The sequence below is a fragment of the Candidatus Nitrosotalea bavarica genome (assembly GCF_900167955.1).
GTDB lineage: Archaea > Thermoproteota > Nitrososphaeria > Nitrososphaerales > Nitrosopumilaceae > Nitrosotalea > Nitrosotalea bavarica.
Genome location: NZ_FUYK01000004.1, coordinates 29,886 through 42,428, shown reverse-complemented (window position 1 = coordinate 42,428; position 12,543 = coordinate 29,886). Strand labels below are relative to the sequence as shown.

Below are 12,543 nucleotides of genomic sequence, written 5' to 3'. Positions count from 1 at the left end.
AAAAGGCTTAGCCCATCGGAGGACCTCTTCCGCCGCCACCTCGGCCGCCGGATGAGGCAATAACATCATCTATTCTAAGTATCATACATGCAGCTTCTGTCGCAGATTTTATTATCTGCTCTTTTACTGCAACAGGCTCAATGATATCAATAGTAAACATATCTGCAACTCGAGTATTTCTTGCATCAATACCAGTCCATTTTTTTCCTTGGCTGTGTTTTGCACGAAGGGTAACCATAGTATTGATTGGATCCATTCCTGCATTTTCAGCAATTGTAAGTGGAATTATTTCAAGAGCTTCAGCATATTTTTTGATTGCAAGTTGTTCTCTTCCTTCGAATCTATCAGCCCATTCCTTTAGATGAGAAGCCAAGTATTCTTCTGGGGCTCCACCTCCAGCTACAACTGCTGGCTTTTCTATTACATCTTTTACAACCATAAGTGAATCATGCATTGATCTATCAACCTCATCCACTACTCTTTGAGATCCTCCCCTAAGCAATAATGTAATAGCTTTTGGATTCTTGCAACCTTCAATGAAGACCCATTTGTCTGTCTCAACTTTTCTCTGTTCAACAAGTTCTGCTGCACCCAAGTCCTTTGTAGTCATATCATCAATATTACTACTTATTCTACCTCCAGTTGCCTTGGCAAGCTTTGTCATATCACTTTCTTTTACTCTTCTGACTGAAAGTATGCCTTGTTTAGCTAGATAATGTTGTGCAATGTCATCTATACCCTTTTGACAAATCAGAACATTTGCACCAATTTGGTGAATCTTGTCTACCATGGATTTTAGCATTCTATTTTCCTCTTCAAGAAACATTTGCATCTGAGTAGGATCGCTAATTCTAATTTCTGCACTCATCTCAGTTTTTTCTATTTCTAGAGCTGAATTTAGTAATGCAATTTTTGCTTTTTCTATTTTAGTTGGCATACCACTATGAACAACTTCTTTGTCAAGTACTATGCCTTTGATAAACTGAGTATTTCTAATAGAACCACCTGCTTTCTTTTCCACTTTAATATTGTCTAGATCTACTCTATGTCCATCTGCTTCTTTTTCTACAACCTGTAGAATTGAATCTACCACGAGTTTGGATAGCATATCACTATCTTCTGAGATGAGCTTTGACTGCATGCTGGTTTTGGCAATTTTAAGTAGAACTTCTTTTTCATTTGGACTTACTTGCTTTGCCATTTCTGTAAGAAGTAGGAGTGCTTTTTCTGCTGCTGCTTGATAGCCTTCAATAATTACTGTAGCATGAACATCTTTTTCTAAAAGCTCTTCAGCCTTTGCTAAAAGAGCACCAGCAAATACTACAGATGATGTTGTTCCATCGCCTACTTCATTATCAACAGTTTTTGAAATTTCAACCATCATTTTTGCAGCTGGATGTTGTACATCAATTTCTTTGAGAATTGTTGCACCGTCGTTTGTAATTGTAACGTCACCTAAAGAATCAACAAGCATTTTATCCATTCCACGTGGGCCAAGACTAGTTCTTACAAGCTCTGCAACTAGCTTTGACGCAGCAATGTTATTCTTTTGCGCATCTCGACCCTTTTGTTGTAATGCACTTTCTTTTAGTACTAAAACAGGTCCTTGTGGTGTTTGTTGAATAGATGCCAAAATTAATCCTTAGTTCATGTAATTAGTTGCCCCTTTTAATACCTTATTGGTTCAGGTGTAAGATCTTCAGATATCTTCTATTTTTTACGTCTACAACGCCAGTGTGTAAGATTCTGATCTCAGGCAATGCAAGAAATGGTAAGAAAAGAGGTATGAGATGAGGATTTTTAAATTTACACCCAGTTTCTAAGAGTTTAGAATCTATACTAGAATATTCATCTAATGTTTTTTCAAAAGGTAATGTGGATATAAGACCAGCAAGTGGCAGTGAAAATTTACTTAGAATATTGCCGTTTTTAGCTACCAGCATTCCTCCTTGCATTTTGGTCAGATTATTTGCAACAAAGGCCATGTCTTTTTCATTTGAACCTATAACTATCATATCATTTTCATGAAAACTCTGTGTACATCCAAATGCTCCTATGTCAGCACCAAAATTTCTTAAAAATGCTACAGTTTTTTTTCCAGTGCCATATATCCTATCAATAGCAGCTACCTTCCACACATCTTTATCATGTGATGGTATAACATTACCATCTCTTACTTGAAGCTCCTCTTGATCCATTTTTGTTATTATTTCGGTGTCAAGTCTGATAACCAATGCGTTGACAGTGTTTCCTTTACTTTGTATTACAAAGTCTTTTTCTCTAAACTTTATTCCTGTCTTTACAGTTTTTTGCATCCAACCCGGAATTAGGGTTTTGGGTATGTCTATTACAAGACTATTATGAGCCACCATCAATTTTCCGCCTACAAAGACTTTGCTTGGCTTAATCTTTTCTAAATCATCAAAAACAAGAATATCTGCTAGCTTACCAGGGGCAATTGCACCCCGGTCTTTGCTCATACCATAATATTCAAAAGAATTCTTTGATGCAATTGTTATAGCATCTATTGGATCCATACCAATAGAGATAGCTTTTCGTATACAATGATCAATCATACCATATTCAACAAGATCTTTTGGAGTGACTCCGTCCGTACAGAACATTAGCCTGTCAAGATAGGTTTTATGAGATAGTATGTTAGGTAAGATTTTATCAAGATCTCGTCTTATAGAACCTTCTCTCATCATAACCCACATTCCAAGTCTCAATCGTTCCAGGACTTGATCATAGTCAATTGGTTCATGACATGAGAAAATTCCAGAGGCAATGTAGGCATTTAGCTTTTTATCACTTGCACCAGCTGTATGGCCATTTATGATGCCATTATTTTTTAAAACATGGTGTATACTTTCAATAGTTTTAGGATCTCTTGTTGTAACTTTGGTCCAAGAGAATACTTCGCCTAGGCCAACTACATTTTCTATGTCTAGTCCTTTTCGCTCTTCTTTCTTGGTTAATGTTCTTGCATGACTAAATTTTCTATCAACTGGCAATCCTCCCGGAATTACATGATAAACTCTGATTGGTAGACTCTGCGTCATTTTAACAAATTCCTTGAACCCTTTGTAACCGCAAACACTTACAACATCAATTGGGTCTGAAAACAGAGTCGTAGTACCTGACAAAAGTGATTTTTTTGCAAGTTCGGATGGAAGGACATATTGATCTATGTGGATATGAGGATCAACAAATCCTGGTGTGATGTATCTATCCTGTAAATCAATGACTCCGGTTTTCTCTCCAACAGTATGAGATGCGTCTGTTCCTACGTATGCAATCCTATCTTTTTTTATTGCTACATGAATTTGAGGTATAATTTCTCTAGAATAGACGTTAACTAGTCTACAATTTTTTAATACAATATCTGCCTTGTTTTCACCCATTGCTACTGCATTGAGTGATAAAATCATGGAGGCAAGTGAGCTGGCCTTCATAGAATAGATACAACTCAAGAGACTATTAAAGCGATGTTTAAATTACGGTCAACGCAGCTCATTTTTTATGAATATGCCAAAGGAGATCAATAGGTTTTGTCCTAAATGTAACAAACACACAGTTCAGAAGGTTTCCATATACAAGGCAGGAAAAAGAAGAGGTTCTGCCATAGGTGAAAGAAGACACGCAGAAGATAAGAAAGGTTATGGTGGTCAGAAATTTCCCAAGTTAGCAAAACCAGCAAAGACTACTAAGAAGATTACTCCTATTATGACATGTCCAGAATGTAAGAAGAAATGGAATGTATCCGGAATAAGATTAAGAAAATTGGAGCTAGTTGCATAATGAAAAGAGCCCATATTTGGATACCAAAACCAGGTAGCAAATTCCAAAGAGTACAATGTAAAGAATGCGGAGAAGAAAGTGTTGTTTACTCACATGTTTCTTCAATAGTTACATGCAAGGCATGTGGGAATACTTTAGCTGAACCAACTGGATCCATTGCAAAAACAAATGGAAAAATTTTAGGTAGCGCAGATTAGATCATAATCCTTTTTCGTATTCAAGTTAGTAGCTATTCTTCTATCATCAAGAATTACGTATGATTCTGTCACATGCTGCATATTTTTAATCTGTTTAGGATCAATAATGGATATTCCAGTATAAGCACATTCTTCGTTATCATAATTAACAAAAAATTCTGCTTCAAATCCAAGAGATTGAAGAAAATTTTTTCTAACCAATATACTTGTCCATGCATTTTTTTTATTTACTGATTTTGTAATTTTTTGGATTATATTAGAATCTAAAAGTGGCATGTCACCAGAGGCTACAAAAATTAATTCGTCAAACTTAGGAATAGACTCACCTAGATCGTTGACATATCCATTCCCCTTTGTTTCCAATATATCAATCCTCATCCTAGAAACAAATTCACGTGTCTTTGGTGCATTATCACTTGTAACACATACAATCTTTGAAAAAATTTTTGAGTCTTCAAAAGCATTTAGAACATGTTCGATAATGGGTTTTTTGTATTTTAAAAGAAGTTTTTCCTCAGATAACTTCATCCTAGTACCTTTACCTCCACACATAACTAATCCTATCATGCTGATGCAAAAATCAATAGTGATGCAAGTCTAACCAACTCATTACTTGCTCCAAATACATCACCTGATATTCCTCCAAAGCTTCTATTTGCAACTGCAAGTAACAAGAAAGAAAGCCCTACACATGATATGACTACAAATACTCCTGTCATACCCCCTAAAATCACGGTAGGTATTATAGCCAGTCCAACACCTACAGCAAGTTTTCTTGGGTCTTTCATGTATTGAGTAAAAGGAGAACTAAGTCCTTGCCATGCTGAAAGACCACGGTTAGCCTGTATTATCATTGAGAGTTTGGCCATTAGTTCACTTAACAGGATTGCCTCAAACAATACAAAACCCTTCATCATGGAAATAGCCAGTATCATGCCTGCAGCATACAACACTACAGTAATTACTCCGGCAGACCCAACTGCTGGATCTCTCATTGCTTTGAGTTTCTTTTCTTTAGTTCCTTTTGCCATTAGTCCATCTGCAAAATCACAAAGTGCATCAGTGTGATGTATTCCTGTAATGATGACAAGTGATCCTGTCAAGATCAAACCAGTAACCAGAGGTTGAATAAATAAAGAAAGACCATAACCAGCTGCACCGATTATCAGTCCAATAACAGCTCCTGCAATTGGAAAAAGATACATATTTTTTGCAACAGTTTCTAGCTCACTATTCTTAGAAGGAATAATGGTTAGAAATGAGACTACTGATGATATGCCCTTAAACATTAAACCGCCATCCAAGAGAAGATAATAATAAAATTACAGGGATTGTAAAAATTAAAACAAATAGTATTGTAGTTATTTTCATGATAGAAATTGCAGATTTGAAATGTTGTTCACTTATCTCTGAATTACCATCTCCTAATACATAATGTTCAATTTTTTCAAATCTAATTCCAAGTGCACCAGCTAGAGTTGCCATCGGATAACCAGCATTTGGACTTTCAGTTTTTGGACCATCTCTTTTCATGATATGAATTGAATGCTTCCAATCTTTTTTTAACATAACACAAGAAAGTACCATTACAAGACTTGTAAGTCTAGAGGGAAGAAAGTTAAGTATTTTGTCACAGTTGGCGGCAAACCAACCTACATTTCTAAATATTTCTGTCTTGTATCCTATCATAGAGTCGGCAGTATTTACAGTCCTGTAAACAAATGCACCTACCAGGCCAAAAATTGAGTAATAAAAAAGAGGACCGGTTATGCCGTCAACAATGTTTTCGCTAATGCTTTCCAAAGTTGCAGAAATAATATGTTGTTTATCTAAATTTTTTGTATTTCGCTTTACTATCATGGAAAGTTTTGCCCTAGCATCATCTAGATCATTTTTTGACAATGCATTCATAATTTTTGATGCATGATTTTCCATGCCCTTTATTGCAATAGTAGTCTTTAGAAGAACTCCAACTGAGATTATGCTTAAACTTAGGAATAGAATTTTGTAAATTCCATTTAAATCAAAATTTTCTACATATTTCAAGGTAGAAGAAAATGAGAGTGTCAAGATAGAAACTATTGTTATTACTAAAATAAGAAGAGCCATTCCATTAATTTTTTCAATCAATGGGTTGATAGATCTTGTATATGGTACAAGTTTTCCCATCAGTTTTCCCATCCAAACAGTTGGATGATATCTATTTTTTGGATCACCAAGTGAAAAATCTAAAACAAGAGCAAGTATGACTGCAACGATAGGTATCAAAATCAATTTAACATATTTCCTATTTTTTTCATATCTAAATTTTTTTTCACAACATGAGCCAGATGATCTATTTCTTTATCTAAAGTTACGAGATATTTTTTTGTCCATGAAACTTGTTTTGGTTTTGCATGTAGAGAATCCTCATCCGGTATATCAAATTCTATTAAAGGAATTGTGCCTATTACTGGTCTCAAAGTTTTCTTTTGCAATACAGAATAACTTGGACGTAGTATAGTTACATCTCCCCTGAATTTGTTTATGACAAATCCTTTGATGAATTTTTGGTACTTTTTATCAAGAAGTGATAATGTTCCAATTATACTAGCAAAACTTCCGCCCTTATCGATGTCAGTTACCAGAATTACCGGAGATTTACAATACTCTGCCATTCTCATGTTAGCAATATCATATCTTTGCAAGTTTATCTCAGCTGGAGATCCTGCTCCTTCTAGTATTACAATATCATTTGTTTTTAACAATTGATCCAGTGCATTTTTTGATTCTTTAAGACCTGTTGAGAGTGCAAATTTTTCGTAATAATTTTTGGCATGCATTTTGCGATAGAACACACCATTGACAAAAACTTGACTTGTGTAATTTCCAAGGGGTTTTAGCAAAATTGGATTCATTATAGGAATTATTTTGGTTCTTGCTGCAATTGCTTGAATAGCTTGTGCCCTTGAGATTTCAAACTCTTTTTCGACATAAGAATATGATGACATATTTTGGGACTTGAATGGAGCTACCTTGTATCCTTTATCAGAGAGAATTCTACAAAGAGCTGTTACCAGAGTTGTTTTTCCTGCTCCAGAGGATGTACCTTGTATCATCAAAGTTTTTGCGGTCATAATTCTCTTAATGCCTCAAGAAGTTTGATATTTTCTTTATGGGTTCGAACTGCAATTCGTATAAAGTTGTTATCTAGTCCACGAAATGTCTTACAATTTCTTATGAGAATATTTTTCTTCAGTAATTTATCTTGTACTTGATTTGATTTTATCTTTGATTTTATTAGAATAAAGTTTGTATCTGAATTGTAGCAAGTAAAACCCTTTATTTTTGATATAGAGTTTATGAGAAATTTTGATTCATTTCTTACAAGATTTAGTGTTTTTGGTAAATGTAATTTATCAGATAATGCTTTGATTGATGATTTTTGTGCAATCCCACTAACGTTCCAAGGTATCTTAATTTTTTGTAGGATTTCAATCATTTTTTTGTTGCCAAGTCCATATCCAATTCTTAATCCCGCTAATCCAAATGACTTTGTTAAAGATCTAAGAATAAAGAGATTATCAAATTCTTTCAAATAGGAAATGACACTCTCATTTCCAGCAGGAACTAACTCAATAAAACATTCATCAAGAAAAATCATTGTAGATTTATCATGTGCAGATTCTAAGATCTTTAACATATTTTTTCTTTTTATGAGAATTCCGGTGGGATTATTTGGATTACATAAGAATATACAATTTTTCTTTGGAATCATGTCTTGAAATTCGGATAAATTTTCATTCAAATTCATTGTTTTAAAATAGTAAAGTATTGCACCATTTAATTTTGCAGCAGACTCATATTCACCAAATGTGGGTATTGGGATTAGTACTTTTTGTTTTCTTAAAAATGCATTACAATAGTTATAGATTATTTCTGTCGCCCCATTTCCAACTATAATTTGGTTTTTTGGAATTGCAGTATATTTTTGAAGATAAGTTCTCAATTCATTTGAATTAGGATCGGGATAAACAGAAATTTGTGAAAGATTTTTGAAAGCATCTCTTACTTTAGATGGAAATCCAAGAGGGTTAACATTTGAACTAAAATCTAGTAAATTTGAATCATTTCCAATACCGCTTGAAAATATTCCTCCATGAGCAACTACTTTGTGATTTGCTATGACCTTTTCTACTTTAAACCGCACATTTTCCAAATATCCATAACGGTATTTAGTTGTGTTTTGTTCGTACTTCTAAAAGAATATTAATTGTATGAGGACTATTTTCATTATGAAACGCGTAGCCATCATAGGAGTTACTGGCGCAGTAGGACAGGAATTCGTTCTTGCTTTAGATAAGCATCCATGGTTTGAGGTAAAACAGATAGCCGCATCAGAACGATCTGCCAAGAAAAAGTTTGTAGATGCAATCAGAGACCCAAATAGTGGCATCTTGAAGTGGCACTTGAGAGAACCCGTTCCAGAATATGTAAAAAATATGATAGTAGATTCAGTAGATGATATCAATCCAGATAATCTCGATTTAATTTTTAGTTCAGTAGAAAGTGAAGCTGCAAAAGACATAGAAACAAAATTTGCAAAAACTACCCCAGTGATCAGTACATCTGCAGCGTACAGATATGAAGCAGATGTACCTATTTTGATTCCCGGAATAAATGATGATCATATTGCATTACTAGATGTTCAAAGAAAGAACCGGGGTTGGAAAGGATTTGTTGCACCATTACCAAATTGTACTACAACAGGACTAGCAATTACAATGAGACCGCTTTTAGACAAGTTTGGTGCTCAAAAAATAATCATGACTTCAATGCAGGCAATGTCAGGAGCTGGCAGATCGCCTGGTGTTTCTGCACTAGATATTACTGATAACATAATTCCATACATACCAAAAGAAGAAGACAAAGTAAGACTAGAAACGGGAAAGATACTTGGAAAGTTAGTAGATGGAAAGATCGATCCAGCAAAAATGAAAGTCAGCTGTACATGTACCAGAGTTCCAGTATTAGATGGGCATACTGAAACTGTTTTTGTTGAGACTGCTACTCATGTTGATCCAGAAAATGTCAAAAAAGCAATGCAAGACTTTTCAAACAATGTAAGTGTTACAGGTTTACCCTCTGCTCCAAAAGAATATCTCATGGTTAATGAAGATCCCACAAGACCACAACCAAGACTAGATAGAGAAATAAACCAAGGAATGACTACAGTTGTTGGAAGATTAAGAGAAGACACTGTATTTGATAATGGTATCAAGTATGTACTGTTCTCACATAATGAAAAAATGGGTTCTGCAAAGGGTGCAGTATTGTTAGCAGAAATGTTATACAAAAAAGGTTACATCTAGTAAATTATAGAAATTTTATACTAACAACTTTAATAAGATCCAATTATTCACAATAAATGGTGTTTTGAATGACAAAAGTTGATGATTTAGACATGATAATCTTATCAGAATTATCACAAGATGCAAACATATCAGTTCCACGAATTTCAAAGAAGATTAACGTAAATTCTTCTGTAGTATATAGCAGAATTAAGAGATTAATTAAGAGAAAACTCATTGAGCGTTTTACAATAGTAGTAAACGATAGAGAACTAGGATATACCGTAAAAGCACTCACTGGAATAAACATGGATTCAAAGATGAGAGACAATGTAATTCAAGAACTAATGAAGATCCCAGAAGTAAGAGAAATTTCAGAGGTAACAGGAAGATTTGACATCATTGTAACCATGTATGCTAAAAACCTCGATGAAATGCATCGATTAATATCTGAAAGACTAGGAAGAATTCAGGGAGTTCAGCGTTCAGAGAGTTTTATTGAAATGAAAAGGACTACAAAGCCAATGCCTTACAAACCAGCAAAATAGTCAAAGTGTACTTTTCAACCTATAAATAAGTAATAAGTTCCAAATGTGGGTAAGAGTGTGCTAACAACAAAAGCAAGTTCAAGAATTAAGGTATACTATGAAGTTACCAAGCCAAAGATATGGTATCTCCTTGTTTTCACAGCGATAGGAGCAGCCTTTACTGCATCCAATCTATATCATATTCCAATATCAGCATTAACTTGGAGTCTTCTCGTAGGTAGCGTAATAGCTGGCTCTGCTGCTGCAAATACACTGACGAACTATAATGACAGAGACATCGATGCAATAATGGAACGTACAAAGGACAGACCTATTCCAAGTAGGAGAATTTTCCCTGCTGAAAAGGCACTATATTTTGGATTAATTCTTACAGTAATATCATTAGTTAGTTCATTTGCCATAAACATGTGGGCAGGTATTTTCATGGCCTTTGGACTTGCAGATAACATTCTGATTTACAGCAAGTTACTCAAAAGGAGAAGTAGAACAAACATTGTTTTGGGAGGTTTTTCAGGAGGAGCACCTGCAATGATTGGATACGTAGCAGTTACAACTACAGGCCTATGGGATTTAGGATTAGTAATGGCAGGATTAGTTTTTGTTTGGATTCCTATGCACATATGGAGCCTCACACTTCATGTCAAGGATGATTACAACAAAGTCAATGTTCCAATGTTGACTGCCGTAGAATCTGAAAAGACATCAGTTCGAGTAATTGCTGGAACAACTCTCATGATGGTTCTTTTTAGCATTATTCCATTCTTCATGATAGGTACGTCTGGAAAACATCTATTTCATGAAGTGTATCTTTACACAGCAATTGTTTCGGGTGCAATAATGGTTGCACTAAGTATATGGTTACTTGTAAAACCTTCTGAAAAAGCATCATGGACATTGTTCAAGTTTTCAAGTCCATATCTTGCAATACTGTTTATTGCATTGATGATTGATTCTGCACTTTAGTTTTAAGACGTATTTTTATTTCAAGTAATTTTTTAATAATATTTTGTCTGCGCCAGGAATTTTAGCAATTTCAAATCCCTCAGCCCTTTTTGAAAAAGATTTAGTAGCATCAATCCCCATCTTAGTAGTAAGCAGATTTTTCTGATCACTTGATGGGTCTAGACTAGAGCCTCTTACTTTTGGTACTATTATTAGATCCTTATCTGCTTGAAATCTCGTAGCCATTGCATATTCAACAGCAACTGGATCAGATGGTTCAATGTCATCGTCTACCACTACTACATTCTTAAGGGATCTGTGAGCAGAAAATGCAGCAGCAATAGCTTTCTTTGGATCTGAATCATGTTTTTTTGAAATTTGAACTACGGCATGTAACCATTTACAACCGCCCTCTGTTAGTACAACATTCTTGGTTTGTGGTAGGACTTGCTTTAGTTCCTTATTTATTTTAGCTTCAATAGGCATCCCCATTAGTAATTGATGCTCGGCAAAACCAGCTAACACATCGTGGTAGATTGGATTATTTCTATAGTATATTCTATCAAGCTCAAAAACTGGTTGGGCTCTTTTGAAATCATAAGTACGAAGCATTTCAACCATCCATTCTTTGTGTGTCTTGTCCTTGAGAATTCTTCCTTCGATTATTATTTCTGATTCTGATGGTACATACATTCTAGAATAAGGAGATATGGAAAGTGCAAGTTTTTTGTTCAATAACTCATTTGCAATATTAAGCTCATCTTTTCCCCAGTCAGCTTGATATGCCCCTGCAATAGAAATAGCTGGATGAACACCTATCGATATAGCAACTTTAAGATCTTCTCCGTGTTCTTTTGCATAAACAAACGTTCTATGAAGATGTCTTCCTTCTACCATTCTAATTGAGAAATGTTTGTTATCCATTCGCAATAATCTATTAAATGACGAGTTTTGCGTACCCATTTCTTGATTTTTAGTATAAATTATTGAGGAAGTAATGAAAGGTCCAGGTTCTTTTTCAAAATGAGTCACTATTGGTAAGGTAAAAAGATCCCTTGACCGATTTTCCAGGAATTTGGCTTTTTTGTTTATTTTTGGTTTTGATGCATGCTTTATAGCAGAAATTACTTTTTCGTGTATCTTGTCTTCAGTAGAGCCAACTGCATAAGCAAATCTCTTTCGTGTGCCAACTAAATTTGAAACTACACGGAATTTACTATCTCTGATATTTTCAAACAATAGTGCTTTTGAGCCATCCATCTTGGCAGTTACTGCTGCAATCTCAAATTTTGTAGAAACCTTCTTTTTTATTACAACCAATTCACCCTTTTTAGAAAGGATATCCAGATAGCTTCGCATATCAGAGGTCATTGTTTTATAATCTCCATTAGTTCATTCATTAGAACTTTCATACTATCAAGATCTAAATCTTTTTCAATATTTAATGAAAAAATACAGATCCCGTTTATTGTCGAAGCTACTCGCTCTGATACCATCTTAAGAAAAATTGTTTCAGATTTTGATGGTATAACAGCAGCTGTACTTATTCTTCCACCTGAACTAATAGAAACAACAAGTGTACCTATCCTTTCCTTTCCTTCAGAAATAGAAATAAAATTTCCATTATCATATGGAAGAATCTGTACAAAAAAGTTTCGATGATTCACTTTGACGGTTTTTTTTGTATAGCCGACTTGTGAGATCAACAGTTTACTTCAGCTTACT

14 protein-coding genes are annotated in these 12,543 nt (G+C 34.7%); 5 read left to right on the top strand and 9 right to left on the bottom strand.

All coding sequences use genetic code 11. The features are described 5' to 3' along the window. Positions 1-7 precede the first annotated feature (7 nt). Both thsB and C0Q33_RS02455 read right to left on the bottom strand, forming a co-directional pair. The gene (thsB, locus tag C0Q33_RS02460) at positions 8-1,633 is read right to left on the bottom strand and encodes a thermosome subunit beta (protein ID WP_101477018.1); all 1,626 of its coding nucleotides are present in this window, start codon (positions 1,631-1,633) and stop codon (positions 8-10) included. A gap of 43 nt (positions 1,634-1,676) precedes the next feature. After that, the gene (locus C0Q33_RS02455; protein ID WP_101477079.1) at positions 1,677-3,404 is read right to left on the bottom strand and encodes an adenine deaminase; all 1,728 of its coding nucleotides are present in this window, start codon (positions 3,402-3,404) and stop codon (positions 1,677-1,679) included. A 118-nt stretch (positions 3,405-3,522) separates the two neighbouring features. On the opposite strand from C0Q33_RS02455, the gene C0Q33_RS02450 reads away from it, so the two are divergent. Both C0Q33_RS02450 and C0Q33_RS02445 read left to right on the top strand, forming a co-directional pair. Then, positions 3,523-3,801 carry a 50S ribosomal protein L44e gene (locus tag C0Q33_RS02450; protein ID WP_101477017.1) on the top strand — a complete coding sequence of 93 codons (279 nt, stop codon included), beginning with the start codon at positions 3,523-3,525 and terminating at the stop codon, positions 3,799-3,801. Beyond that, positions 3,801-3,998, top strand: a complete 198-nt coding sequence (locus C0Q33_RS02445; protein WP_101477016.1) for a 30S ribosomal protein S27e — start codon at positions 3,801-3,803, stop codon at positions 3,996-3,998. Before C0Q33_RS02450 ends, C0Q33_RS02445 begins: the two co-directional genes overlap by 1 nt. Here the strand turns inward: C0Q33_RS02445 and C0Q33_RS02440 are convergent. From C0Q33_RS02440 to C0Q33_RS02420, 5 genes are read right to left on the bottom strand one after another with little or no spacing between them, the layout of a single operon-like run. Next, entirely contained in the window at positions 3,981-4,565 is a 585-nt protein-coding gene (locus C0Q33_RS02440; RefSeq protein WP_101477015.1) for an NTP transferase domain-containing protein, read from the bottom strand. The genes C0Q33_RS02445 and C0Q33_RS02440 overlap by 18 nt on opposite strands. Next, on the bottom strand, positions 4,562-5,287 hold the full coding sequence (gene cobS / locus C0Q33_RS02435) for an adenosylcobinamide-GDP ribazoletransferase (protein ID WP_101477078.1): 726 nt from the start codon (positions 5,285-5,287) through the stop codon (positions 4,562-4,564). The genes C0Q33_RS02440 and cobS overlap by 4 nt, the downstream gene beginning before the upstream one ends. Continuing rightward, the gene (locus tag C0Q33_RS02430) at positions 5,280-6,266 is read right to left on the bottom strand and encodes a cobalamin biosynthesis protein (RefSeq protein WP_320416813.1); all 987 of its coding nucleotides are present in this window, start codon (positions 6,264-6,266) and stop codon (positions 5,280-5,282) included. Before C0Q33_RS02430 ends, cobS begins: the two co-directional genes overlap by 8 nt. Before the next feature lie 2 nt (positions 6,267-6,268). Continuing rightward, complete coding sequence (locus C0Q33_RS02425; RefSeq protein ID WP_245867295.1) at positions 6,269-7,114, bottom strand: cobyric acid synthase; 846 nt, start codon at positions 7,112-7,114, stop codon at positions 6,269-6,271. Continuing rightward, positions 7,111-8,187, bottom strand: coding sequence for a pyridoxal phosphate-dependent aminotransferase (locus C0Q33_RS02420; protein WP_101477076.1), 1,077 nt, complete (start codon positions 8,185-8,187; stop codon positions 7,111-7,113). Before C0Q33_RS02420 ends, C0Q33_RS02425 begins: the two co-directional genes overlap by 4 nt. A gap of 85 nt (positions 8,188-8,272) precedes the next feature. Between C0Q33_RS02420 and asd the strand changes: the two genes are divergently transcribed. The 3 genes from asd (at position 8,273) to C0Q33_RS02405 (ending at position 10,839) form a co-directional block, all read left to right on the top strand. Further along, positions 8,273-9,349, top strand: a complete 1,077-nt coding sequence (gene asd / locus C0Q33_RS02415; RefSeq protein WP_101477013.1) for an aspartate-semialdehyde dehydrogenase — start codon at positions 8,273-8,275, stop codon at positions 9,347-9,349. A gap of 68 nt (positions 9,350-9,417) precedes the next feature. Further along, entirely contained in the window at positions 9,418-9,876 is a 459-nt protein-coding gene (locus C0Q33_RS02410) for an Lrp/AsnC family transcriptional regulator (RefSeq protein ID WP_101477012.1), read from the top strand. 57 nt (positions 9,877-9,933) lie between these two features. Further along, positions 9,934-10,839 (top strand): heme o synthase, encoded by a 906-nt coding sequence (locus C0Q33_RS02405; RefSeq protein WP_101477011.1) that lies wholly within the window; start codon positions 9,934-9,936, stop codon positions 10,837-10,839. 15 nt (positions 10,840-10,854) lie between these two features. Here the strand turns inward: C0Q33_RS02405 and C0Q33_RS02400 are convergent, their stop codons facing one another. Both C0Q33_RS02400 and C0Q33_RS02395 read right to left on the bottom strand, forming a co-directional pair. Then, complete coding sequence (locus tag C0Q33_RS02400) at positions 10,855-12,189, bottom strand: UbiD family decarboxylase (RefSeq protein WP_101477010.1); 1,335 nt, start codon at positions 12,187-12,189, stop codon at positions 10,855-10,857. After that, entirely contained in the window at positions 12,186-12,524 is a 339-nt protein-coding gene (locus tag C0Q33_RS02395) for a hypothetical protein (RefSeq protein WP_133120986.1), read from the bottom strand. Before C0Q33_RS02395 ends, C0Q33_RS02400 begins: the two co-directional genes overlap by 4 nt. Between the last annotated feature and the right edge of the window lie 19 nt (positions 12,525-12,543).